Genomic DNA, 24,145 nt, shown 5'->3' with positions numbered 1-24,145 from the left:
AGTGATTGGCAGGCGTCGGTTGCAGAGACGGAACCTAACGATATGCCTGTTATGACCATGGGGCAGGAGCGTTTATATAATCCGTTTTTGAGATTACATCATCCAGCGGTCATTGATGGTTTAAAGGCGGAGTTTCCGCATCTGGGGTTAAGTGATCGCGATGTGTTCAAAGCATTGCGGAAATTGCGTGATCAGTGGTGAGGCTTTTTTGGCGCTCAGTCTTTAAGAGCATCGTGTACTTTTTTACGCAATTCCGGCAGTACCTTGCTTTCAAACCAGGGGTTTTTCTTTAACCAGATTTGGTTTCTGGGTGACGGATGCGGGAGCGGAAAAAAGGGCGCTTTGGCTTCTGTCGCGTGCATAACGCGCTCGGTCAGTGTTTTGTAGCCGTCGTTCAAATACGATTTCTGTGCGTACTGGCCGATCAGCAGAATTAGCCTCAGATCTGGCAGATGCTCAAATACCTTCTGATGCCATTGCGGAGCGCATTCCTTTCTTGGGGGCAGATCGCCCGACTTTCCTTTACCCGGATAACATAGCCCCATCGGCATAATGGCTATTTTGTTCTCGTCATAGAATTCATCATCGGAGAGCTGTAACCACTGGCGCAGTTTATTGCCGCTCGGATCATTCCATGGAATGCCAGTTTCGTGAACACGTGTGCCAGGTGCCTGGCCAATAATTAATATCTTTGCAGTACTGGCGACTTGAATGACCGGATTTGCTCCTAGTGGTAAATCATGGGCGCATAAGTCGCAGTTGCGAATTTCGGTCAGCAGGTTTTTGAGAGGGATGTCGGGCATAACAAAAGAGGGCCGAAGCCCTCTCTGCGAAGATGTGACTTAAAGAGCCATATCCTTCAGCTTCTTCAGCGGCAGAACTTTAACCTTGGTGGAAGCAGGCTTAGCTGCAACATCCATCGTCTCGCCTGGGCGGAACGGGTTTGGCACGTTTTTACGCGCTTTCTGCGCTGGTTTCTTAACTGTTTTTATTTTCAGCAGACCAGGCAGGGTGAACTCACCAACGGCACGCTTCTTAACGTGGCGCTCGATTACGATACCCAGTTCATCAAGCACGGCGCTGACTTCTTTCTTAGACAGGCCGGTGTTCTCTGCAATTTCGTTCAGAATCTGAGTTTTGGTGAATTTTTCACGAACGGCTGTAATTTTACGGGCCGGTGCGGCTTTAGCCGTCGTTGGTTTCTTTGCTGCCATAGTGGTTTTTCCTTTTCTTGAGTAAGCGGCTGCCCGAAATGCGTAGAGAGATGAGTGCTAACAGGCTCTTCGATTCTTAAGCAAAAAAAAAGGGTTAGCAACCCGCTAACCCCTGTTTTTTAGGCATAGATCACGAAATCAGCCTAATTTTTTCAACGCCCAGCCAAAGATGTCAGAGTAGCGCACTGGGAACAGGCGTTGGATGCGATCCATCAGGCGAGCGTCACTACCGATCAGAATGCGGCGTTTACCGCCTTTAACGCCTTCCAAAATGGTGTCAGCGGCTTGCGCTGGGGTTGTTTTAGCAATTTTTTCGAAGTGTTTCGCTTGCTGCTCCAGCGTCTGGTTGTCGCCAGTCATACTGGTTTTCATACGACCATTGCGAACGATATTGGTCTTGATGCCACCCGGGTGAACGGTGGTCACAAAGACGTTGGTGCCCTTCAGCTCCTGACGCAGTGACTCAGTAAAGCCGCGAACTGCAAATTTAGTGGCGTTGTATGCCGCTTGCGTCGGTAAGGCAATGATGCCGAAGATGCTTGAAACATTGACGATGGCAGACTCAGGACGTTCTTTCAGCAACGGCAGGAACGACTTGGTACCGTAGACGACACCCCAGAAGTTGATGTTGACGATCCACTCCATGTCTTCATAGCTCATACGTTCGACTGTTTCAGACAGAGCAACACCTGCGTTGTTAATGATCATATCGACTTGACCATGGTCCGCTTTTACCTGTTCTGCATAGGCTTCCCATGCACCACGATCTGCAACGTCGAGTTTCTGCAGGGTGACTTTGCCAGTACCACGCAGGATAGATGCGGTCTCTTCCAGAGCTTCCATATTAACGTCCGACAGAGCGAGATTAGCGCCCTGCATGCTGAGCTGTTGAGCGAGTGCGCGGCCGATGCCGGACGCTGCGCCGGTGACAACAACGACTTTCTCTGAATAAGACTGCATAGCTCGAATACCTTCTGTTGATTGTTATTTCTGTATGGCTGCAAAGCTTACTGTGTGCCCATGCTATCTCAAGGTGTGAAAGTGTCATGGAACAGTGAAATAGTACCCTTACGACCCTATCCAGACGGTTAACGCGGCTGGTCAGATCCGCTATAATGCGCGGCTTTTACTGACTTGCCGGCGGAACTCCACCGCGCCAGGCGGATTTCGATGACAGGGAAGGGCGTTCAGCGGCCTCCCAGACTGACTTAGGACCGAACGATGCGCACACATTACTGTGGTGATATCAACGAAACACTGATTGATCAGACCGTAACCTTCTGCGGTTGGGTACATCGTCGCCGTGACCACGGTGGCGTCATCTTCCTCGACGTACGTGACCGTGAAGGTCTGGTACAGGTCGTTTTCGACCCGGATACCGTTGATGCATTCAACACCGCTGACAGTGTTCGCTCAGAGTTCGTTGTTCAGATTACCGGTCGTGTTCGTGGCCGCCCTGAAGGCACCACCAACGAGAACATGAAAACCGGCATGATCGAAGTGCTGGGTAAAGAGATCAACGTTCTGAACAAGGCAGCGACGCCTCCATTCCCACTCGACGGTTACACCGACGTGGGTGAAGACGTTCGCCTGAAGTACCGTTACATGGATATGCGTCGCCCTGAAATGCAGGACAAGCTGCGCTTCCGCTCAAAAGTAACCTCTGCGGCCCGTCGTTTCCTGGAAGACAATGGCTTCCTCGATATCGAAACACCGATCCTGACCCGTGCAACCCCAGAAGGTGCGCGTGACTACCTGGTACCTAGCCGTACTCACGAAGGATCGTTCTTCGCATTGCCGCAGTCACCACAGCTGTTCAAGCAGCTGCTGATGGTTTCTGGTTTTGACCGTTACTACCAAATCGCTAAGTGCTTCCGTGACGAAGATCTGCGTGCTGACCGCCAGCCAGAATTCACCCAGATCGATATCGAAGCGTCTTTCATTAATGAAGACGAAATCATGGGTATGGTTCAGGGCATGATCAAAGACATCTTCGCGAAAGAGCTGAGCGTCGACCTGGGTGATTTCCCACGCATGCCGTTCTCCGAAGCGATGAACAAATACGGTTCTGATAAGCCAGACCTGCGTATTCCGATGGAGCTGGTTGATGTTGAAGAATTCCTGCAGGACATCGACTTCAAAGTATTCGCAGCGCCCGCGAAAGATCCTAAGTGCCGCGTTGCAGCGTTGAAAGTACCAGGTGGTGCTGAGCTGTCTCGTAAGCAGATCGACGAATACACCAAGTTCGTTGGTATTTACGGTGCGAAAGGTCTGGCCTGGATCAAGGTCAACGAAATCGAGAAAGGCGTAGAAGGTCTTCAGTCTCCGATCATCAAGTTCATTGGTGACGACAACACCATGAAGATCATGGAGAAGCTGGACGCTAAGAACGGCGACATCGTGTTCTTCGGTGCAGACAAAACTAAGGTCGTGAACGAAGCCCTTGGCGCACTGCGTTGCAAGTTGGGTGAAGACCTGAACATGTACACCAAAGAGTGGGCTGCTCTGTGGGTTATTGACTTCCCAATGTTCGAAGAGAACGACGACGGTTCAATGACCGCGCTACACCACCCATTCACTGCACCAAGCTGTTCACCAGAAGAGCTGGAAAAAGCACCTCTGGAAGCGCTGTCACGCGCTTACGATATGGTACTGAACGGTTGCGAACTGGGTGGCGGTTCTATCCGTATTCACGACGAAGCGATGCAGCAGACCGTATTTAAAGTGCTGGGCATCTCAGAAGAAGAGCAACGTGAGAAGTTCGGCTTCCTGCTCGACGCTCTGAAATTCGGTGCGCCACCACACGGTGGTCTGGCATTCGGCCTGGATCGTCTGATCATGCTGCTGACTGGCGCAACCAGCATCCGTGAAGTGATTGCCTTCCCGAAAACTCAGTCGGCTGCGTGTGTAATGACACAGGCTCCGGGTGAAGTCAGCAACACGCAACTGCGTGATCTGCATATCAAACTGCGTGAGAAAGCAAAACCGGCGGAATAATCTGACGGTTTAGCAATCACGATTAAAAACGGGCGCTTATAGTAAGCGCCCGTTTTTATTTGCGGTGTTATTACTGCCTATCGCCTCGTAATTCGGCGACTTTCTCTTTTAAGTAGCCTGGGCTTGCATCTTCTGGCGGCACGGTATCGCCGACTACCATATCGATTTTCGACCAGAACCGTTGCGGTAATCGTGTAAGGGCAGGGCGGTCTTTATGGCTGAAGAAACTTCCCCACAGCCCGCGCAGTGCCATTGGTATGACTGGGACCGGCGTTTCATCGAGTATCCGGCTGATGCCATTTTTAAACTCGTCTATTTCACCGGTTGTTGTGAGCTTTCCTTCCGGGAAAATACACACCACTTCGCCAGCTCGAAGTTCTTCAGCGATTCTCTCGAATGCTTTTTCATACCCTTCAGGGTCGGCTTTTTTACTGTCGATCGGGATCGCTTTCGCCGTGCGGAAGATGAAGTTCAGCACCGGCATGTTGTAGATGGGCTTAAAGGTAACGAAGCGAACCGGGCGGCGGCACGCGCCTCCAATTAACAGAGCATCTACGAATGACACATGGTTGCACACGAGCACACAGGCGCCTTCATCCGGAATTTTATGCAGGTTAATGTGGTTTACCCGGTACATGGTGTGCGTAAGCACCCAGATGATAAAGCGCATCGCAAATTCAGGGATCGTACGATAAATATAGATAGAAACCAGCGCATTCAGGATCGCGAGGATCATAAAGAACTGTGGTATTGAGAGGTCTAGTACGCCCAGAACAATAATCCCTGTAATGGCTGACGCGACCATAAACAGAGCATTCATAATGTTGATTGCGGCGATCACCTGAGATCGGTGCTGAGGTTCAGAGCGTGCCTGAACCATAGCGTACAGAGGAACGATGTAGAAACCGCCAAAGACACCGATCATCAGAAAGTCAAAGACGATACGAAGGTTCCACGGTGAGCTTAAAAACTCCCCAGCGTTAATCAGTTCGGTGCCAATGGCGGGTAAGTCCTGCAGGAATAAGTCGATACCAAATATGGTCAGACCAATCGAACCGAGAGGTACGAGGCCGAGTTCTACTTTATGCCCTGACAGACGCTCACATAGCAGCGAGCCCAATGCGATACCAATAGAGAAGGTCGCCAATAAAACCATGACGACACTTTGATCTCCGCCTAGGAAGTCTTTAGCGAAGCCGTAGATCTGGGTCAGGTAGGCAGCGCCCAGAAACCAGAACCAGGAGATAGCGAGCACAGCCAGAAAGATACTTTTTGTCTGGCGGGCGTAACCCAGCGTACGCCAGGTTTCAGTCACCGGGTTGAAGCGAACTTTCTGTGTCGGGTTGGCAGGGGGGGCAGACGGAATCTGACGGCTGACAAGATACCCAAGGCAAGACACACTGATAATCACAGCGCTGACCCATATCACTCCGTCTTCGCGGGTGGCGATCACACTGGCGATCAGCGTACCAGTCAGAATGGCAAGGAAAGTCCCCATCTCAACCAGAGCGTTACCACCAACGAGTTCGTGGTTATCCAGGTGCTGAGGAATGATGCTGTATTTTACTGGCCCAAAAAACGCAGACTGTGTCCCCATCAGAAAAAGCAGACACATCAACCCCGCGGTGGCACCGAAGTAAAAGGCACAGGCGCCGAGCACCATGATGACGATCTCAAGTAACTTAATACGTCGTATCAGGTAAGATTTTTCGTATTTATCAGAAAGCTGACCAGCCAGTGCCGAGAATAAGAAAAAGGGAAGAATAAACAGCATCGCCCCCAAATTGTTCATCAGGCTCAGGTCCATCGTGCTGGAAAGCAGACCGAAGGTGATCATCGCCATTAGCGAGTTTTTGTAGACGTTATCGTTAAAGGCGCCTAGAAACTGAGTAAAGAAGAAGGGCGCAAAGCGTCGGCTCTTAAGAAGGCTGAACTGAGAGTGATCACGAGGATCGGGTGTGCCGTTGGGCGTCTGTTGGTCAGACATTAAAACATCCTGTCGTGCGGAAATTTGGTGTACCGAAAATACCACCAGTTCGACGTCAGGCCAAATCACAAAGAAGCCCGCGTTTAAGCGGGCTTCTTTGTGTTCACGTAATGTCGACTTACTTCTGGTAGTCGTAGGCTGAGAACCAGCCTTCTTCTACGTGTTCTTCGTGCTCAGCGCCATCAAAGTAGCTGTAAGCGCTGGTGTCACCCTTCAGCTGAACTTCCAGGAATGCAGTAACCAGCGTACGGAACTTCTTCTTATATTCCGTTTCTCCGTTCCCAAACCAGTGGAAGTGGCTACCGCCTGCATACATAGCAAGACCGCGTTCTGTATTAGGTGAAAGCTCAGAATAGTAGCGTTCAGTGGCGTAGGCCAGTTCGTCGAACTCACTGCCCAGCATCAGGATAGGAGACTCGATCGCTTCGAAATCAACACTGTAAGCACCTAACCAAGGAGCTAGTGCAATCGCGCTGGTGTGCTGGTCGACCATTTCTTCAGCTGCGAGGATAACGCCGCCACCACCCATGGAGAAGCCCATCAGGTTACGCTTACTGAGGTCGATTTTGCCTTGCAGTGGGCTGCCTGAGCGTGAGTTCTCGTCTTCAAATTCAGCGAAGCCGCCGAACTGAGCATCGCGCCAGCCTGGCGGAACACCCAGGGTGTTGTTAGGTGTCATGGTGAGAACGGCATAGCCGTGTGATGACAGGTGTTCAGCCAGCCACTCCATTTGTTCTTTTGTATTAGTGAAGCCGCCGGTCAGTGTGGTCGCAGGGATTGGTCCGCCACTGAGGTCACATGGGTAGGTCATACGCGCTGACGCGTAGCCGTCATTCTCGAGATTTGATTCATAAGAGCAGATCTCAAAGTCTCCCGGCACACCCAGAGCCTGGCCTTCTGGGGAAGGATCAGGATCACCGCCGCCGAAACAGCCAACGAGAGCAACCGAAGCCGCAAGTGGAAGAGCGCGGAATACGCTTTTCAGAGATACAGACATGTCGTTAACCTTTAGTTATTTTTGTAAGGAACCCATCCAGAATACCAAGCTGTATGAACCAGTCTTGTCATATATGGCCACTAAGATTGAGTTGGAAGCGAGTGTCCTAACAATGGCCAGATTTAACGATTGAAGTGAGCAGGCACAAAAAAGCCCGCAGTAAGCGGGCTTAAAGAGTAGAAGCGTGCGTGTTACTTCTGATAATCAAAGGCCGAGAACCAACCGTCTGAGACGTGCTCGTCGTGTTCAGCACCTTCGAAGTAGCTGTATGCCGAGTCATTGTCTTTCAGTTGTACTTCGAGGAATGCCGTTACAAGTGTACGGAATTCTGCTTTTGCATCCTGGTCACCGTTGCCATACCAGTCGTAATGGCTACGACCTGCGAACATGGCCAGGCCACGCTCAATATTACTTGGTAGCTGAGCGTAGAAATCTTCGGTGTAGTAGGCAAGTTCGTCATCTTCACTACCCAGCATCATGGTTGGTGCTTTAATGCCGTTGTAGTAGACGTTGTTGTCACCCAGCCACGGTGCGAGTGCAATAACGCTGGCCGGAGCTTCACCCATATCTGCCGCTGCAAGCAGTACGCCGCCGCCGCCCATCGAAAAGCCCATGATGTTGCGCTTGTCGAGGTTAATCTTGCCCTGCAGAGGGCTGCCTGCGCGGTTGTTTTCGTCTTCCAGTTCTGCGAAACCACCAATCTGAGCACTGCGCCATACTGGAGGCTGGCCATAGCGGTTGGTCGGAGTCATAGTCAGCACGACATAGCCGTGGCTTGTCAGGTGCTCAGACAACCACTCCATCTGCTCTTTTTTATTGGTGAAACCACCCGTCAGAGTTGTCGCCGGGAATGGGCCTGCACTCAGATCACATGGGTAAGTCATTCGCGCAGATGAGTAACGGCTATTGTCCAGGTTGTTCTCGTAAGAACAGATTTCATAATCACCTGGGTTAGTCAGAGCCTGGCCTTCTGGGGCCGGATCTGGATCTCCACCACCGAAGCAGCCTGCCAGAGCGACAGAAGCAGCGAGTGGAAGAAAGCGGAGCGTGGACTTGAATGAAACAGACATATATTCACCTGTGTTGTTTTTATTCTTAGTGAGTACAGGGTACCAAGCTGATTGAGCCTTTCACGCACTAATTTTACAAACGTTCACAGGTGGAACGAAATGTCCTATTCGTGTCCATTTAAGGTACCTGAACCTCAAAGCTCGTGATTGATCCGGGTGAAACGGTCAGGTGATTGCCTTTCAGCTTCGCTTAATACCTTTGCCGCTGAACTGCTTTCTTTCAGGTGGTAATCCAGCCAGGCGAGCGTCAACTCGATGTAGCTGTCACGGTTTGTGGTGATCTCTGGTCGGTACCACTGCTGGTGACGGCCATTCTCATACACAGCAATAAAACGCTGATCCGTGGAAGCTTCAACGTGCTGGTAAATTTCCTCGATAGATTCATTCGTTACCAGTAAGTCCTTAGCACCAGCCAGGATCATAGTCGGTGCGGTAGGGGATACGTTTCGTTGTTCTTTCAGCAAAAACGGCGCAAACGCGGCGAGGGCTTTAACGTCATCTTTCAGAATGCTCCCTGCGAGCAGGGTACCGCCACCGCCCATCGAAAACCCGGCGATTCCACGAAGGTTGGTATCAATCAGGCTCTTAAGTGGGGAGCCTTCTTCTTTAGTGGTGGCTACCAGCGTTTTCTGACCTCTGAGGTGCGCATCGCGCCATTGCTCAACTTTTCCGTACTTATCTGTCGGGGTCATCGCCAGAACCACATACCCCGAGTTGGCGATCGCCTCCGCCATCCATTGCAGTTTGTGATAGGTATTCGAATAACCACCCGTCAGCGTAATGGCAGGGAGAGGAGTGTCTGCATCACAGGGGTAAAAATACGCTGCTTCTGAATAATTTTCAGTCGACGGGACTTCAATCTGACAGACGTCGGCTGCAGAAAAACCCGAAAAAAGCAGTGCAGATCCAAGGACGAAATAATTTTTTAAGCGCATATTTTTCTTATTTTAAAAGTGAAAACAGCCGCTGAGCATAGGCCCAGCCTGACCCGAAGTCAAAATGCAGAAAGTTCCTGAAACAATCCGTTGCGTTGTTTCAGTGAACGAACTTTCCTCCCAAGCCTCACACTTTCACATGTTTAATGACCTCGTTCATGAGGCAAGGAGTCAAATATGAAAAAGCTAACTATCCCAGCAACGACTGCACTTCTTACTGCTGCTATGTATGGCACACCAGCAATGGCAGAAGGTGAATATGATGCAGATGCATTCGTCGGTGGTTCAATCAGTTACAGCAAACTGGAAAACCTCTCTATCGGTGGTGAAGAAGTCGAAGAGCTGGGTGATGCAGACGAATTTGACGACGACCGCACCAGCTGGAAAGGCTTTGCCGGTGTGTGGCTGAACGATTACGTGGGTATTGAGGGTCAGTACCTGAATCTGGGTGAATATAAAGAAGGCAGCTTCCAGTTTGACCCAAGCGGTTTAACGGCGTCACTGATGCTGGGTCTTCCTGCTGGCGATCACACTCGTGTATTTGTTAAAGGTGGTCAGTTCTGGTGGGATGCTGATGTAAAAGGTCCACTGGGCTACAGCGATGAGCGTGAAGGTACAGCCATGTTCTACGGTGTGGGTACATCCATCGCGCTGCTGGATAACCTGAACCTGCGCCTTGAATATGAGCGCGCTGATTTTGACGAAGATAACGTAAAAGCGGATGTTGATTTTGCCTCAGCGGGTCTTGCTTTCATGTTCTGAGTCGATTGACGACATAGAACGAGCAAACATAAAAAAACCCGGCAATTGCCGGGTTTTTTATGTGTCAGCTTTCAGATGAAAAGTCAGCTCAGCTATTAGCTGCAATAATATCGCGCAACACCATCGGCAGAATGCCCTTGTGGCGGATCTGCTCAAGCTCAGACGAGGTATCAACACGAGACCGCAGTTCATGCTGTTCGGTTGAGCCGTCTTTGCGCTTAATGGTCAGCGTTACAGAACCGCGTGGCTGCAGGGCATCAATGCCCGCCAGATCGAAGGTTTCAGAGCCATCCAGGTTCAGAGAGCCCAGTGTCACGCCTTCAGGCAACTGCAGTGGCAGTACGCCCATGCCGACCAGGTTGGATTTATGAATACGCTCAAAGCTTTCAGCAATGATGGCTTTTACACCCAGCAGAGCAGGGCCTTTGGCAGCCCAGTCTCGTGATGAACCAGTACCGTACAGCTTACCGCCGAATACCACCGATGGTGTGCCTTCCTGCTGGTAGCGGGAAGCCGCGTCGTAGATCGACATCTTCTCGGCATCGCCATTGGCGTTGTAGTAGTTCGTCACCGCACCAGTAGTGCCCGGTAGCATCAGGTTCCGGGCTTTAACGTTGCCGAAGATACTGCGTAGCATCACATGGTGGTTACCACGACGAGCCCCCAAAGAGGTCAGGTCGTTAGCATCGACACCGATCGACATCAGGTACTCGCCCGGAGGAGAGTCAGGGCGGATACGGCTCACAGGTGAGATGTGGTCGGTGGTGGTGTTGTCATCACACATCACCAGCATACGTGCGTCGCTGATGTTGTTCAGTGAATCCGCTGGGGTTTCCAGGGCGAAGCCATCGAAGAATGAGATTTCCTGAATGTAGCTCGACTTCTCATCCCACTGATACACAGGGCCAGTCGGGGATTCCAGCTTCTGCCAGGTTTCCGGGCCACCCATGGAGTTTTCATAGGTTTCGCGGAAGGCGGTCGGGTCCATGCACTCGTGCATGGTTTGCGTGATTTCCGCGTTGCTTGGCCAGATGTCTTTCAGGAACACATCATTGCCCTGAGCGTCTTGGCCCAGTGGCTCTTTGGTTACGTCGATATTCACGTTGCCAGCAATCGCCATGGCAATCACCAGCGGCGGCGACATCAGGAAGTTAGTGTCGACATCCGGGTGCACACGGCCTTCGAAGTTACGGTTACCCGACAACACAGACGACACAATGATGTCGTGGTCACGCAACGCCGCTTCAATGCTCGGCGCCAGCGGGCCAGAGTTACCCACACAGGTCGTACAGCCGTAGCCTGCGGTGTTAAAGCCCAGCGCATCCAGATGCTCCTGCAGCCCAGCCTTGGTCAGGAAGTCAGTCGCAACCGGTGAACCCGGTGCCATTGACGTCTTAACTCCGTCTGGCACCTTCAGGCCCAGCTCGTTGGCTTTCTTCGCCAGCAGACCTGCGGCAATCAGCAGGCCAGGGTTAGAAGTGTTGGTACAGGCGGTAATCGCCGCGATAACGATGTCGCCGTCTTTTAAGGTGCGCTCTGGCAGTGACTGGAAGATACCGTTCTCATCGGCCTTAACAGGCGTGACTTTCACTTCTTCAGGGGTACGATCGCCCGCTGTAGCGGTTTGCTGGAATACCTTGCCGATATCACCCAGCGGCAGTCTGTCTTGTGGCTTTTTAGGGCCCGCGACAGACGGCTCAACGGTAGACAGGTCCAGATGCAACAGGTCAGTGTAGCGCGGCAGTTTCTGGCCCGCTTTCCACGCCATGTTCTGCGCCTGGTAATACGCCAGCGGCAGGTCGCCATCTCTACCAGTAGCTTTCATATAATCAGCGGCGATTTCGTCAAACGGGAAGAAGCCCATGGTCGCGCCGTATTCTGGCGACATGTTAGCGATGGTCGCACGGTCAGGCAGAGACAGGTTCGCGCTGCCTTCACCGACGTATTCAACGAATTTGCCGACAACACCGCGTGGGTATTTACGCAGCATTTCGGTGATGGTCAGTACCAGGTCGGTCGCGGTCACGCCTTCTTTCAGCGCGCCCGTCAGCTCAACACCGATTACTTCTGGAGCAAGCATTTCCATCGGCTGACCCAGCATAGACGCACCAGCTTCAATACCACCGACACCCCAACCAACAATACCCAGCGCATTGGCCATAGGCGTGTGGCTGTCCATACCAATCAGGGTATCCGGGATCATCAGTTCATCCTGGTCCCCATTCACCTGTGTTAAGTAGCCCTGAGCCAGATACTCCAGGTTCACCTGATGCACGATGCCCGTCTGAGGCGGAATAATACGAATCGTGTTAAACGCCTGCGCACCCCACTTAAGGAAGCCATAGCGCTCTTTGTTACGCGCCGCTTCCAGCTCGCTGTTGATGCGCAGCGACGCCGGGCTACCGGTGTTATCCATCGTCACCGTGTGGTCGATCACCAGATCCGCACGCACCAGCGGCTCAATAATAGAAGGGTTCAGACCCATACGCTCAACCGCAGAGCGCATCGCCGCGAAATCGACGATGGCAGGCGTACCACTCAGATCGTGCATGATCACACGACCCGCCGTGAACGGAATCTCTACCGGCTCGGTACCCTGATGTGAAGGCCAGTTACCCAGTGCCTGCAACTGCTCAACCGTGATGCCGTTTTTACCGACATTACGGGCGATACCCTCAAGAATCGGGCGCAGAGAAAAGGGCAGTTCATCCAGATTGATGCCTAAACGTTCGGCGGTATCTGGCAGGCTATGGAAACGATGAGACGTGCCTGGCAGCGTCTTGATTGAGCTGGATGGGTCAAATGAAGTCATGCTGGATACCTAGAGAAATAGGGTGAGCCGGAAGCTTTAAGATTGTCCGCAATTCTAATGGTTAAAGGGGCTAAATCAAGGTAAACAGCCGCCGTTTGGGCGGGATTGTATACAACTTTGGTAATGTCAGGCCTAAGCGTCAGGTGAAAGAGCAATAAAATATCGGAGTCCTCGGCCAACCCCTTCCGACCGTAGGCAGTTCTTGGCGAGTAAATCGCCCAGATCGCGAGTCGCGGTGGCTTTAGAACATTTGCCAAGAGCCGCGTACTGTTGTGCACTGATGCCATTCGGAAAGCCATCCTTCCCAGCTTTGAATACCTTGTTTAGCGCAGTCTTCTGCCGCTCTGATAACTCTGTCGTCTTGTGTCGTTGCCAGAACGCGGTTTTCTCAAAGATGGTCGCTACTTTTTCTGAGGCCTCTTGTTGAGCAGCGATTAGGGTTTCGATAAACCAGCAGAGCCACTCAGTGATATCGAGCACAGCAGGGTCTTCGAGTTCCGACCCGTCACAACAACTGGCGGTATTCAGCTGGCGATAGTATTCCTTTTTGTTCTTTTCGATATGCGTCGACATGCTGAGCACGACCGGCATGCCCAGGTCTTGTGCCAGTGCGTATTCAATGATGGCACGGCCGATACGGCCATTACCGTCATCAAATGGGTGAATAACCTCAAACCACAGATGAGCGATACCTGCGCGGATCACGCCAGGTATTTGCTGGTTCTCGTGTTGATTAAACCAGCTCAGAAATTCAGCCATTAAAGCATCAACATCCTGAGCAGCCGGTGCTTCATAATGCACACGTTCATAACCTACTGGCCCAGAGACGATCTGCATCGGTTCAGGGCTGTCACGCCACTGGCCGACCGTCAGGTCGCTGTGCAGGATATTGTCTTCAAAGCCGGCGAGCACCATACGGTGCCAGTTGAACAGCATCTCTTTGCTGAGCGGTTGATTGAAGTGCTTTCGTACATCCACAAGCAACGCAGCCATACCCTCTGCCTTAACATCAGCGACATTGATCAGAGTGGGGGACAGATTCAGGTAGTTCTGTAATGACGAGCGCACACTGGCCGGGTTCAGATTCTCACCCTCAATCAGGCTGGTGTTGATCGCCTCATCGACCATCAGATCCAACTGAGCGGCAATAGAGTCACCGTCATCCGTCTGTGACAAGCGGCCAGACAGCTGGGAGGCTTGCTTGGCGTACTGGTAAGCCAGAGCCGACAGCTTACTGCTGTCGTAGCTGAACTGGGGCCAGTATTTGTGTTGCCAGATGTAGTTCATGGGCTGTCCGGGTGGCTGTGATGCTTCTTGTTGCGTGCATTGAGCCGCAAATTTCATATTTTCGGCTCATTATTTTTGGTTATATGAGCCGTAAAGGCAAGTTTTGCGGCTCAGTATGGGTTGTTATTTGAGCCGGGAGTGTTTTTTTAACGCAGGTGAGCAGCAAAACAGGCGTTGTCAGATCGTGGATTGACGTGGATGTCCGGTTAGGTGTTTGAGCCGTAAAGGCAGGCGTAGGCGGCTTATTGGGTAAGAATCAACGACTCTGACCCCTTGAATCCCCGCAGTGTTTCGACCGATGCACTGCGATACAGCGCCGCATCAAATAGAAAGACAAGGCCGCAAGTCCGATATTAACCAGAAATATTGCAATATGTGCCAGATCGAATTTAACCAGATGCGATAAAGCTAAGGCAGCCAATGGCACAGTTAACTGTATCGACCAAGCCTTTCCTCTGAATGCTGCCAGTCCAAAAAATAATGCAATAGCGCTATTCAATATTGGTACCACCAAACCTGACAACAAAGGCGGTATGTCTAATAATGACGTCACGCCTAGCAAGCTCAGGGTAATAGTCAGCGCCAGTACAACAAAAGTAACACTACCAAGCACTTTAATTCTCCAGCCTAACTATATAGATCGCGGCATTTTTCACGTGCCCATCGAGAGAACTCGAAAGAAATGACAACCCGGCTGCCAGAGAATCCCTCAAAGACAAAATGGTGTTTTCAGTAAGTGCTTTAGTTGTCACTCGCTTGGGGCCCATTCCCAGCTTGAAATATTCTTTTACCTGCCTGTTAGTCATGGCAGGGTTCTCATATTTAAGTACTTCTCTCGCAAGTCTCGTCCTTGCAGGTCGGCTTGCACTGCCTGCCTTTGCTGCGCCCAGAGTGATACCTGCCCGGCCCATTATTCTCATCACCTTAGCCATAGCAATAGCGGATGCCCCAACTCCTAACAATGAAACTCCGTCCAAGACCTTCATAGTTGTTTGATAAGCAGGAATATTATCGTAAATCTTGTTAGCTTTGGGGTCTGTAATTGCGTTATAGGTACGAACGGCTGAAACAGCGCAGGATGCACCAGTTGCCACCGTCGCAGCATACCCAATGCTGGTTAACGCTAGACTAGTACCACCAGTGACAGGGGTCGCAGCGGTGGAACCAAACGTAACCAAGGCAGCAATCACCGCCGCCGAACAGTTGATAGCTGCCAGCCCGGCTTCCTGGCCAATGTTGCCCCAGTCATATTGAGAAGCAACCTCTGCGTCGAGGTCGATAACAAGGTAATCTCCGGCAGCCAGACACGAATTGTTTTCCCGAATAGTCGAAGAACCCTGATTTGTATTAAGAATGATACCAATCCCTGTTAGCGCAGGAATTTTGTCGATTTCATAAGTAATCGTTTGATATTTTGTGAGAGATATAGTCACAACACAACATCCTGTAATAAATATCCATTTAAAGAGTCGGCCATCGACGCCGAACGCAGTGTATCGAAAGATACGCTACATCAAAACGCGTAACAACCGGGTTTAGTCGATGCCAAGCAGATCGATAAAAATCCACGACTCTGCCCCCTTGAATCTGAAGAGTCAGAGTACACGTCAGTTAAGAGACGAGCGGAGCAGGCAAAAGAAGCACGCGAACCTAATCACCCGCAACAACAAGCCTACGGCTTACTACCTTTTGCTGGTAATCCTCGCCAAGACATGCCTGAAGGCATTTAAATGCGCCTGACGGATTATCTGGATTTAGTTGACTCAATCGTCTCATCCATGAGACTCACCCTTCGGGCAGCCTAGCGGCTGTGCAAAGTGTTCCCTACACTTTGTGGACCGGCCGTCAAATCCGAGAGAACAAGCGTGGTTCAGTCTGTGAGACTGAACACGCGATCATGAGCCGCTTAGGCATAGACGCTGAACATTGGCTCTACATCATCCAGAACTTCGAATCGGAATTCAAAGGCATCGTCGGCGCAGCCCATGAAGTGAAGTCGAAAATCACCAAGTTTTGGGACGGCCAACGAGAACGAAGGCGAGCGGCAGGCATCGCGGCATGTAAACTGCGCCTTTCTTAAAGACTCCTACCGATCGAAATCTTCCATCAGAGCAATCTGAGATTGCCGCTTGCCTGAAATATGGCTTTTTCGCCTGAAAAGCCACGAACTCAAGGCCTTGAGAGGCTAGGCAAACCAACTAGATCCACCGGCGTAATTTTGAACCAGAAATCAAGGCTCTTTCTCTTACTATGACCGTCCATATAACTCGATGAGTCGTAAAGTTCATATTTGCGGCTCATAAAAGGGCGATATTTGAGCCGTAGAGCAGGCGTAGGGGCTCACTGGGTAAAAATAAACTACCCTGACCCCTTGAATCCAGTGGTAAAAAAACATAAATAGACGTTTGGACGAAACTAGAACAGTGGTTTTATTTTCACTTCGATAGAAATTTCAATCCACAAGTTCACTCAGTTTAACGCAGCGTTATACAATGGTCGTGCAAATTCCGTTTGCGATCCAAAGCGGTCATTAGGAATGATCATGTAGATCCCAGTGAAAGGAGTTCATATGAGCCAACAAGAAGAGACGTATCCGGCCAGCGCCATATCCTCCTGGAGCGGCTTTGTTTATCAAGGGAAAGTTGCACTCTACCACTCCCTAAAGCTCATACTCGATGGCGACTTTGATTTTGATCTTCAGCTTGACAGTACTGATGATTTCGCTATCTATAGAAATGGAAAATTACACACCGCGCACCAAGTCAAAGCTAAGGTAGGTAAATATCGAAAGAACTATGCCAAGGCCTTGGAACAGTCCACTTTAATTGAACATGACAAAATCGAAGGGACCACTCGTTACTTTCACGTATCTGTCCCGCTAGAAAACACAAGTGATCACAAAGGCGCTAGCGGAGAAATCGTGAAATTCTACCCCTACGGAGACAGCTTTCATTGTGGGCTGGGTGAAATTGAAGGACTAACCAAAGCACTAATAAAAAAAATATGTGAGAAACAGCCCGTCACGGTCAGTGATAATCTCATAAATTTTAACTATTGCTTACTCTCAGAAAAAATAAGTGCTAAGGCGATAGATAATCACAAACTAAATCAAGTAGACGGCTTTTCAGAAAAAAAAGCTGCTTACGATGGTCGTATCAACGCGAGAGATATCCTAGATGAAGTACTGCTCCAAAACCCCTATCAGGATAGGGATTACTATGCAGTTAATCTAAAGGCAAGGCTCCAAGCTCATCTAGAGGAGAGGTTGGATCAGGCTCTTCCAACTATGAGTGACGTAACATACGAGAGAGCCAAACGTCTCTGTGAGCACATTCGGATAACCGATATCAACGAATTAAAAACTCTATGCCAGATGATGAAACCTTCTGAGCGCTTTCAAGACGTTCAGACGAACGACATAAGGCGATATTCTAAGCTTATTCAGGCCATTTCTGTGGAGCCCATCTTCAACGACCTTCCTCATTATCTCGACAGCGAAAATCGGTTTTACGTACCTACCGCTCTTGATGTGGATGAAAGCGAGGAGTGTGAGTCTGACATGATCAATGAAATGAAAAACAACGGAGATCTGCTTAGACTACTTTTTGAGTACAACCATCTAATCGCCAGTAAAGCAAAAGAATCATTCTCCTTCAATTCAAAGTTCACAAACTCAGACGATTTTGACGATAAGCAGGCCACTGCGAAGCGTGAAAGTAACATCACTAGGTCGCTATGCATTAGCGTAATGACAAAAGACGACGCGGAGGCTCGACTGAATGATTAAAAAACTCATTGATGAAGCACTTAGTGCCCATGGCTTTGTGAACAAACATGAACGGGACACCACAAGCTTTTATTTTCGCGAGTATGGATCTGCCATTAGGTTCGCAGTTGTACATAATTTAGACGAACTTATTGCCCCAGACGAGTTAAATAATCGAATCAATCACCTTGCTCCTGAGGAGTTTCTCAGAAACCCAAGCTTCAAGAAAAACTGCGATTTAATTTGTATTCATCGTCTTGACGTTCTGGCCGAATTCAAGGAACAAGAAGAAGAGATATTCGCAATCGAAGAAGACCCGCACTTTTATAAAAAATATGTACTTTATTACAGTACTGCGGAAGAAAGTGCGCTAACTGATTTCACATACGACGAGCTGGAATCCGTGATTTCTGACAAGAAAAAATTTCTTAATTACAAAGAGAATCCTCTTGCCCCCACACAATACAGTTTCGCTGCAAAGACCTTTATCAAACTTCCTTTCTTAGAGTTACCTAGTCATCAAGATAACCTTACACCCTTGAGGTTGCAAGCGGCTGAGGTGGTTGCAGAAGCTGGACTGACTGAAATGTATTCGACTATCCAGAGAGTTACACACAAAAACACCGACGATATTATTAGGGAAATGATTAGTAATGAATTGGAAAATATCTAAGGTTGAAGTCTCTAGTTTCAAAGCATTCAAGCATGTCTACTTGGATCTTGGCGAGTCGTCCTTGCTAACTCTTGACGGTCCGAACGGTTATGGTAAGACCAGTATATACGACGCCATTGAACTACTGCTCACTGGCCAAATCAATCGAATAAAAAACCTATTCTCTACTTTACTAACCAAGAACAAAAGGGACTACGCGGACAATCTCTTCTGGAACAACCGGTCCGGCGAGAACGATCTCTGCATTAAAATTGAATTCATTAATGATGAACGTAAACTTATTTTAGCAAGACATTGCCCTGCTGAGATATTCCAAAAACCAGCGAATAATCGTGCAGACAAGTATGAAAACTTTAAGCTTTACGAGCTTCCGGAATTTGAATCAACTGACTTTACAAAGATCAATCTGCGCGACAACAACTTCCTTGACGAAGTTTTCGGTAAAGACTTCAGGGAAAATTTCTCCTTCCTTAACTATCTGGAACAAGGGCAAAACCGACTGTTACACACTCGGGTAGATGAACGTAAGGATGAACTAGGAAACCTTTTTAACATCAACGATATTGAAGTTGAGATTGAAAACTGCAACACCATAAACAATAAATTCACAAGGTTCATCAACAATCCTGAACGCACGGAGAAAGCTCGATCACTTGAAAATGAGATAGCCAGCTTAAAAACCACATTGCAGGCAGAGACAATTAACGTTGAGTACAAAAAAATCTCAACGGCTGATGTCCAACCAATATGGGACAAGGAGGTTCTATTCTCAACGTACTCAGCGGAAGATCATGCTGCCTATCAGGAATCAATTCGCAAAATTATTGCCCTTCTACCGCTCAAAGCCACGATAAAAACTAGAGTTCATAACGAGGGAGTCGATGCCGACATCGAACGTAACGAAGAATCTTTGAGGAGCTTATCTCAGTTCGGTAAAGACCTGGACAAGCTTGACGGGCTTGAAGCAATCAAGAAGGGGGTTAATGAACTGGAGCGTTCTGCGGCCATCATCAAGCGCGGAGCTAGGACAATCAAAGTCGAAGAAGCCCAATCATTGCCAAGCTGGGCGGATGGGCGCCTTGAGTGGTTTGAGTTACAAATTGAATCCCGAAACAGCCTAATCGAAAAAAACAGCGCCAATGCGAACATCATAGCTGAATTGGAACGCCTGAAAAGGCAGCTGATTGATGAACATAAGAAGTCCTACCCCGATGATCAGTTGTGTCCTCTCTGTGGTACGGACTGGGAAGATCATAAATCAATGTTGGATGCCATTGAAGCAAGAACCAAGCAGATCTCTGAATCACTAAGCAAGGACGGTAAGGAGTTAGTTAACCTTATCGCTTCTATGGACGCTGAGCTGAAGCTCATCGACAGCCATATCCAAGGTAGATTGAGAGTTATCGAGCCTACATTTGAACTAAATCTTCATGCTGCGTTGACCAAAATCAAACATCGGCTACCAGCAATAACCCAGCTAAGGGAGAGGCTGATTAACGACAATATTCAATTTACTGACTCATTTACGGAAAATGATGATGTAGTAAATGAGCGACTTGAAAGGCTGAAAAAAGCGATTCTAAGGAATAAAAAACAGATTGAAGTCGATGCCGTAGCGCTGCCGGAGGACTGGAGAGAAACAGCAAGCAGCGCCTTCAAAGACCTACAGGACTTCTACATAATCACGGCAGAAGACTTGACGGGTAAAGAACAGTACATATCGATTAAAGCTAACGAGGCTAAAAATGCTAGGTTACAAACCTGTATTTCCGATCTTAAACTTATCGAAAAAGAAACCTTAGCGGCCCAAAAAGCACAAGGTAAAATCAAAAAGCTCCGAGACACACTGAAGGCGACAGAGCAAAGGTATGCCGACCAGACAATTTCGGCTATTGAGCTCATATTCCATATATACAGTGGCCGACTGATCCAAAACTACCAGCGCGGTCTGGGCCTATTTATCGAGAGCCGAGAAGGCACACAGTTGAGGTTTCTGACTGCCGAGAAATCTGAACACGACGCAGTCATGTCCATGAGTTCTGGTCAGGTGTCCGCCCTTAGCCTTGCCTTCTTTCTATCACTGAACAAGGTCTATGCTAAGGTACCTATCATATTGATCGATGACCCGTCGCAATCTCTGGATGAAATCAACGTTGCTTCCTTGACAGATCTACTCCGTTGCGAACTCAAACATTGCCAATTGATTGTCTCCTCGCATGAGGACGATATCTCTGCATATATGCGCTACCGGTTTAACAGGGCAGGTTTGAAAACAGGTTCGCTTAACATGCAGCTCTTGGCGAAAGAAGCTTGGTAAAAGCCGCTTGTGGTTAACTGGTGGAGCTAGGTTTTCTTTAGGGTAATGGGATGAGTTGATTCTCGTGGAGTTGTTCGCTATTGGTAAACTTTCCTCAAATTAAGGAAAGGAGGTCAAGGATAGACAAAACAAAAAAGTCAGGAAGCTATATCTGGATGGTTTTGGGAGATAAACGGGGCGGTTATAATCTCCACAATTAGCCGGATGTGGGTATAGCGATTATTGTGCAGCTCAGATAACGTATACCAAGTTGCTGCATGCGGATAAGTTACTCGCTGCGCTCTAAATTTATCGGTGAGAAAAGTGTGAAACTGCTCGTTAAAATCCTATTTCCGCTATGAACTGATTATGTCCATACAATAAAAAACCGGCGCCTCTCTCGAGTGCCGGTTTTTCTTTTCTAGCCCTCTGCCTCAACCAAAAGGTCAGGGCAGTGGGCTAATCGCCTCAAAAACTGTTAATTAAACAGCTTTCAGAGGGATCGCTGGGCGAGCCAGGTCTTTCGATGGTGGGGCGAAAGAAGTCAGGTTGATACCTTCAACCGCTGCTTTGTACTCTTCCAGAGTCGGGAAGCGATCCAGGATGGTACCCAGAACAACCATTGGGGTAGAACCCAGCAGTTGTCGTACTTGATAAGTGTAGGGGCATTTGGATTTGCATCGTCATCAGGTATCATCTGCTACCTCACAAAGGACGCTTCACCACTGGATAAAGGATAATGTCCGCTTACGAATTTCAAGACACCGCTGGTAATCGCTATCGCTTGAGCAAGGGCGCTGGCCCCTCGTTTTTCCATCCAGAAAATATCTGCTCTGGGAGCATTCTTCGCGCCGAACTGCTGCTGGATGGCGTTGACAGTCAGGCCGTTGACGGTGGTTTTAGTCATTTCTACTTTGACGTTCTTGCGCAGTTGCCTGCCAAGACCTCTAACCCTCGAAAGGCTCTGGCAGATGCGTTGGCAGGGAATTACCTGACGCTTGAGCAGATAAATACCGCCGCAGCTATAGATGACTACGTACCCGACGAGCGCCCCTTCTTAAAAGCGCAGATCCAGACCGCACTCGACAAAATCATTGCTGAGGAGCGCCGTGAAGCTGCTATGCATGAGCGCCAGTTATCGAAAGAGAGCTTCGGTAATGTTGCATTGATTTATCTAGGAGGCTTTGCGTATAACGCATACCGCTCAGGAAAAGAACTTGTACTCTGGTTAAAAGAAGTCAGCGATTTGGTGAACCCGGTGGTTCGAATGGAACACCGCTTTAAAGCGGCGCAAGCTGCCTGGCTTCAGGATAATCTTGCCGACGCCGCGAACGTCTACGCCCAAACTTACGTCGAGGGCGAAAAGCGCGAGCTGGTCGAAGCACTGGGGTTTGATCCAACCACCGTCACGCTCGAACAGCTTGATGAAGCGATGGCCATGGCCAGCCTGATTTGGGATGACCCCAACCTTAAGATGCAACTGACAAAGTTCATCAAAGACTACGCTTCTGCTCAACATAGCATCGAAATGACCGAGGCCCTCGGCGCCGAAGCATTGGGCATTCTGTTGTCGGTTATTCTGGTGGCGTTAACAGCCGGGGCCGCGCTACCAGCTGTGGGTGTTAACGCTGTGCGTAAGTTTAAAGTACTGGGTGAGTTGCTGGTTGAATATGCCCGAGTAACGCAAAGAATAGCCAGACAGCAGAAGCGGTTTGGTGGGAAGGGTAAGGGCCCCGGTAAACTAGAGTCGGTAGAGGGGAGTGTCAAGAAAACAGATGCGCATGGTGCGGAGACTGGACAGTTTTCTCGAAGATCTCCTGTGACACCAGAAAAAGTGAACTGGGATGAGTCCGGCCCCGATGGGTTGCAAGTAGAAGACCCAAGAGACTTTCAAGTTGGCAAGCTCATGTATGAAGACCTACTAGCAAGCGGGAAAAGTCCAGACTTAGCACTTACTATTACACGAGAATTACTCGAGTCGGGCGCCGCTGAACCAATCCCCCGTATGTTACCTAAAGGCTCCACGCTGTATAAGGTGGTCCCTAAAAATGGCGGTCCACCTGGAAGAAATTCGCCATACTTCGTCACTAAAGAAACTTTCGATTCTTTACCAGAAAATGCGTCTTTAGCGGGTGATGCTCTAGGATTACCGCAAGTACCAAAAGAATTTGATGTATATACTATCAAAGCAAAAGAAGACTTCACTGTATATGAAAGCACTATTGCACCGTTTGAAGTCAATAACTCAGAATTTATAAGGCATGGTGGAAAAACCCAAACTCTCGTTTTGAACCGGGATAAATTCACAAGCCCTTCATTGGTAAAATAGAATGTCAGATTTAAAGAGAATTAAGTTAGAAGCTAAAACATTGGAAAGTATGCTTTTGGCAAGTAAGAGTAGATTTGCACCAGAAGCATATGAGTCATTAAAACCATACTTTTCAAAAATTGAATCGATGGATCATTACGAACCAATAGGCAAAGTAAGATTGGTCAGGCTATTCATGGAAACAGATCTTAGTGACGATAAAGATCTTTTTGAATGCTATGGGAGGTTTGCAAACCTAGTGGAAGGCATAAATGTATAAATTTTAGTCAGATCTTTGCAATGCCCGGTGAAATAGATACCGCCCCTGCGAATCTAACGAACTGGCCGGATAAATAGCATGACCCCAGAGATGAAAATAACGCTGCTCACTCGAAAGTTCTCCAGTATTGAGTATATGCAGGAGCTGGAGCATTACATGGAGCAAGCGATACAGGGATTAATCGACGCGTTGAAGTACTTTGATGAACATTGTCAACACATCGATATGAGCACCTGGCAGCCAGCCGAGAAACCAGAAGCCTGGCGAGATCGTGCGCTGCCTAACTTTAATCGTATTTTATCTTCCACCCGTAAAGCTATTGATTATGCAAAACAGGGTGATCTCAGTTACATCGAAGGTGTGACCGGAAGCATGCAAGGGTTGTCAAAGGATATGGATGTTTTGAGTGACCGTTGGGTGGACTATATTCCTAAAGACGTTGCATACGCACATGGTATTCCGATGGGGAAAGCCCGGAAAATCGCTTCGAATATCTGGCACACGGTAGGAGAGTACTTCGAGGACGGCGAAATCGTTGATGAGGAAATCACTGGCCCGATAGATGAGCAGGACCTGCTTCGGTATTTGCAGCCCGGTGAGCAGGTGTGAGGTATTATTGGCAAGTTTATCGCGAATAACCTCCGGCTGATTCACTCCTGCACGGAAGCAGGCTGGTTCCTTTTAGAGGTAGTTCTCTGTGGAGAGGGTGTCGGGAAGAAGCTTCCCTCCTACATGGCTGGAGGGTGTTCAAAATTCTGTGT

At 49.1% G+C, this 24,145-nt stretch carries 22 protein-coding genes; 10 read left to right on the top strand and 12 right to left on the bottom strand.

Annotated features, from left to right (window positions below; translation table 11 throughout):
• Positions 1-201: hydroxyacylglutathione hydrolase C-terminal domain-containing protein (locus B2R29_RS07340; protein ID WP_301180440.1), on the top strand; the 201-nt coding region annotated here is incomplete at its 5' end.
• Positions 202-215: 14 nt separating this feature from the next.
• Here B2R29_RS07340 and B2R29_RS07335 read toward each other — a convergent pair.
• The 3 genes from B2R29_RS07335 to B2R29_RS07325 form a co-directional block, all read right to left on the bottom strand.
• Entirely contained in the window at positions 216-803 is a 588-nt protein-coding gene (locus B2R29_RS07335) for a uracil-DNA glycosylase family protein (RefSeq protein WP_297533763.1), read from the bottom strand.
• Between the two features lie 39 nt (positions 804-842).
• A complete protein-coding gene (locus tag B2R29_RS07330) occupies positions 843-1,214 on the bottom strand; it encodes an HU family DNA-binding protein (protein WP_301180439.1) in 372 nt (123 codons plus the stop codon).
• 138 nt (positions 1,215-1,352) lie between these two features.
• Positions 1,353-2,174 (bottom strand): SDR family NAD(P)-dependent oxidoreductase, encoded by an 822-nt coding sequence (locus B2R29_RS07325; protein ID WP_068439995.1) that lies wholly within the window; start codon positions 2,172-2,174, stop codon positions 1,353-1,355.
• Between the two features lie 261 nt (positions 2,175-2,435).
• Between B2R29_RS07325 and aspS the strand changes: the two genes are divergently transcribed.
• Complete coding sequence (gene aspS / locus B2R29_RS07320; protein ID WP_301180438.1) at positions 2,436-4,211, top strand: aspartate--tRNA ligase; 1,776 nt, start codon at positions 2,436-2,438, stop codon at positions 4,209-4,211.
• Positions 4,212-4,281: 70 nt separating this feature from the next.
• Here aspS and B2R29_RS07315 read toward each other — a convergent pair whose 3' ends face one another.
• The 4 genes from B2R29_RS07315 to B2R29_RS07300 form a co-directional block, all read right to left on the bottom strand.
• Positions 4,282-6,198, bottom strand: coding sequence for an MFS transporter (locus B2R29_RS07315; protein ID WP_301180437.1), 1,917 nt, complete (start codon positions 6,196-6,198; stop codon positions 4,282-4,284).
• A gap of 118 nt (positions 6,199-6,316) precedes the next feature.
• The gene (locus tag B2R29_RS07310) at positions 6,317-7,195 is read right to left on the bottom strand and encodes a hypothetical protein (protein ID WP_301180436.1); all 879 of its coding nucleotides are present in this window, start codon (positions 7,193-7,195) and stop codon (positions 6,317-6,319) included.
• Between the two features lie 191 nt (positions 7,196-7,386).
• Entirely contained in the window at positions 7,387-8,265 is an 879-nt protein-coding gene (locus tag B2R29_RS07305; RefSeq protein ID WP_301180435.1) for an alpha/beta hydrolase family protein, read from the bottom strand.
• Between the two features lie 134 nt (positions 8,266-8,399).
• Positions 8,400-9,200 (bottom strand): dienelactone hydrolase family protein, encoded by an 801-nt coding sequence (locus tag B2R29_RS07300; RefSeq protein WP_301180434.1) that lies wholly within the window; start codon positions 9,198-9,200, stop codon positions 8,400-8,402.
• A gap of 177 nt (positions 9,201-9,377) precedes the next feature.
• On the opposite strand from B2R29_RS07300, the gene B2R29_RS07295 reads away from it, so the two are divergent.
• A complete protein-coding gene (locus B2R29_RS07295; RefSeq protein ID WP_301180433.1) occupies positions 9,378-9,962 on the top strand; it encodes a porin family protein in 585 nt (194 codons plus the stop codon).
• An 88-nt stretch (positions 9,963-10,050) separates the two neighbouring features.
• Here the strand turns inward: B2R29_RS07295 and acnA are convergent, their stop codons facing one another.
• From acnA to B2R29_RS07275, 4 genes are all read right to left on the bottom strand, one after another.
• A complete protein-coding gene (gene acnA / locus B2R29_RS07290; RefSeq protein ID WP_301180432.1) occupies positions 10,051-12,774 on the bottom strand; it encodes an aconitate hydratase AcnA in 2,724 nt (907 codons plus the stop codon).
• Positions 12,775-12,906: 132 nt separating this feature from the next.
• Positions 12,907-14,061, bottom strand: a complete 1,155-nt coding sequence (locus tag B2R29_RS07285; protein WP_301180431.1) for a Fic family protein — start codon at positions 14,059-14,061, stop codon at positions 12,907-12,909.
• Between the two features lie 256 nt (positions 14,062-14,317).
• Complete coding sequence (locus B2R29_RS07280; RefSeq protein WP_301180430.1) at positions 14,318-14,674, bottom strand: hypothetical protein; 357 nt, start codon at positions 14,672-14,674, stop codon at positions 14,318-14,320.
• Position 14,675: 1 nt separating this feature from the next.
• A complete protein-coding gene (locus B2R29_RS07275) occupies positions 14,676-15,494 on the bottom strand; it encodes a hypothetical protein (RefSeq protein WP_301180429.1) in 819 nt (272 codons plus the stop codon).
• A gap of 464 nt (positions 15,495-15,958) precedes the next feature.
• Between B2R29_RS07275 and B2R29_RS07270 the strand changes: the two genes are divergently transcribed.
• The 4 genes from B2R29_RS07270 to B2R29_RS07255 all read left to right on the top strand — a co-directional run bounded on the left by B2R29_RS07270 (position 15,959) and on the right by B2R29_RS07255 (position 20,817).
• Positions 15,959-16,141 (top strand): hypothetical protein, encoded by a 183-nt coding sequence (locus B2R29_RS07270; RefSeq protein ID WP_301180428.1) that lies wholly within the window; start codon positions 15,959-15,961, stop codon positions 16,139-16,141.
• Between the two features lie 489 nt (positions 16,142-16,630).
• Positions 16,631-17,848, top strand: coding sequence for an ABC-three component system protein (locus B2R29_RS07265; protein WP_301180427.1), 1,218 nt, complete (start codon positions 16,631-16,633; stop codon positions 17,846-17,848).
• The gene (locus B2R29_RS07260; protein ID WP_301180426.1) at positions 17,841-18,500 is read left to right on the top strand and encodes an ABC-three component system middle component 1; all 660 of its coding nucleotides are present in this window, start codon (positions 17,841-17,843) and stop codon (positions 18,498-18,500) included. The genes B2R29_RS07265 and B2R29_RS07260 overlap by 8 nt, the downstream gene beginning before the upstream one ends.
• Positions 18,481-20,817: an AAA family ATPase gene (locus tag B2R29_RS07255; RefSeq protein WP_301180425.1), complete on the top strand. Its 2,337-nt coding sequence runs from the start codon at positions 18,481-18,483 to the stop codon at positions 20,815-20,817. Before B2R29_RS07260 ends, B2R29_RS07255 begins: the two co-directional genes overlap by 20 nt.
• Before the next feature lie 461 nt (positions 20,818-21,278).
• Here the strand turns inward: B2R29_RS07255 and B2R29_RS07250 are convergent, their stop codons facing one another.
• Positions 21,279-21,419, bottom strand: a complete 141-nt coding sequence (locus B2R29_RS07250) for a hypothetical protein (RefSeq protein WP_301180424.1) — start codon at positions 21,417-21,419, stop codon at positions 21,279-21,281.
• 116 nt (positions 21,420-21,535) lie between these two features.
• On the opposite strand from B2R29_RS07250, the gene B2R29_RS07245 reads away from it, so the two are divergent.
• The 3 genes from B2R29_RS07245 (at position 21,536) to B2R29_RS07235 (ending at position 23,993) form a co-directional block, all read left to right on the top strand.
• Positions 21,536-23,125: a hypothetical protein gene (locus B2R29_RS07245; protein WP_301180423.1), complete on the top strand. Its 1,590-nt coding sequence runs from the start codon at positions 21,536-21,538 to the stop codon at positions 23,123-23,125.
• A 1-nt stretch (position 23,126) separates the two neighbouring features.
• The gene (locus tag B2R29_RS07240; RefSeq protein ID WP_301180422.1) at positions 23,127-23,384 is read left to right on the top strand and encodes a hypothetical protein; all 258 of its coding nucleotides are present in this window, start codon (positions 23,127-23,129) and stop codon (positions 23,382-23,384) included.
• A 78-nt stretch (positions 23,385-23,462) separates the two neighbouring features.
• Positions 23,463-23,993 carry a hypothetical protein gene (locus tag B2R29_RS07235; RefSeq protein WP_301180421.1) on the top strand — a complete coding sequence of 177 codons (531 nt, stop codon included), beginning with the start codon at positions 23,463-23,465 and terminating at the stop codon, positions 23,991-23,993.
• The last annotated feature ends 152 nt before the right edge of the window (positions 23,994-24,145 follow it).

The organism is Thalassolituus sp. UBA3500, from assembly GCF_002377545.1.
In the GTDB taxonomy this organism is placed as follows: domain Bacteria; phylum Pseudomonadota; class Gammaproteobacteria; order Pseudomonadales; family Oceanobacteraceae; genus Thalassolituus.
This window is presented reverse-complemented; position numbering and strand designations above follow the sequence as displayed.

Coding starts and splice junctions, on each gene's coding strand:
- B2R29_RS07285 (WP_301180431.1), bottom strand. CDS start 14,061: ATGAACTACATCTGGCAACACAAATACTGGCCCCAGTTCAGCTACGAC.
- aspS (WP_301180438.1), top strand. CDS start 2,436: ATGCGCACACATTACTGTGGTGATATCAACGAAACACTGATTGATCAG.
- B2R29_RS07250 (WP_301180424.1), bottom strand. CDS start 21,419: ATGGTTGTTCTGGGTACCATCCTGGATCGCTTCCCGACTCTGGAAGAG.
- B2R29_RS07240 (WP_301180422.1), top strand. CDS start 23,127: ATGTCAGATTTAAAGAGAATTAAGTTAGAAGCTAAAACATTGGAAAGT.
- B2R29_RS07270 (WP_301180428.1), top strand. CDS start 15,959: ATGAGCCGCTTAGGCATAGACGCTGAACATTGGCTCTACATCATCCAG.
- B2R29_RS07245 (WP_301180423.1), top strand. CDS start 21,536: ATGTCCGCTTACGAATTTCAAGACACCGCTGGTAATCGCTATCGCTTG.
- B2R29_RS07315 (WP_301180437.1), bottom strand. CDS start 6,198: ATGTCTGACCAACAGACGCCCAACGGCACACCCGATCCTCGTGATCAC.
- acnA (WP_301180432.1), bottom strand. CDS start 12,774: ATGACTTCATTTGACCCATCCAGCTCAATCAAGACGCTGCCAGGCACG.
- B2R29_RS07310 (WP_301180436.1), bottom strand. CDS start 7,195: ATGTCTGTATCTCTGAAAAGCGTATTCCGCGCTCTTCCACTTGCGGCT.
- B2R29_RS07235 (WP_301180421.1), top strand. CDS start 23,463: ATGACCCCAGAGATGAAAATAACGCTGCTCACTCGAAAGTTCTCCAGT.
- B2R29_RS07260 (WP_301180426.1), top strand. CDS start 17,841: ATGATTAAAAAACTCATTGATGAAGCACTTAGTGCCCATGGCTTTGTG.
- B2R29_RS07300 (WP_301180434.1), bottom strand. CDS start 9,200: ATGCGCTTAAAAAATTATTTCGTCCTTGGATCTGCACTGCTTTTTTCG.
- B2R29_RS07330 (WP_301180439.1), bottom strand. CDS start 1,214: ATGGCAGCAAAGAAACCAACGACGGCTAAAGCCGCACCGGCCCGTAAA.
- B2R29_RS07295 (WP_301180433.1), top strand. CDS start 9,378: ATGAAAAAGCTAACTATCCCAGCAACGACTGCACTTCTTACTGCTGCT.
- B2R29_RS07305 (WP_301180435.1), bottom strand. CDS start 8,265: ATGTCTGTTTCATTCAAGTCCACGCTCCGCTTTCTTCCACTCGCTGCT.
- B2R29_RS07325 (WP_068439995.1), bottom strand. CDS start 2,174: ATGCAGTCTTATTCAGAGAAAGTCGTTGTTGTCACCGGCGCAGCGTCC.
- B2R29_RS07265 (WP_301180427.1), top strand. CDS start 16,631: ATGAGCCAACAAGAAGAGACGTATCCGGCCAGCGCCATATCCTCCTGG.
- B2R29_RS07335 (WP_297533763.1), bottom strand. CDS start 803: ATGCCCGACATCCCTCTCAAAAACCTGCTGACCGAAATTCGCAACTGC.
- B2R29_RS07255 (WP_301180425.1), top strand. CDS start 18,481: ATGAATTGGAAAATATCTAAGGTTGAAGTCTCTAGTTTCAAAGCATTC.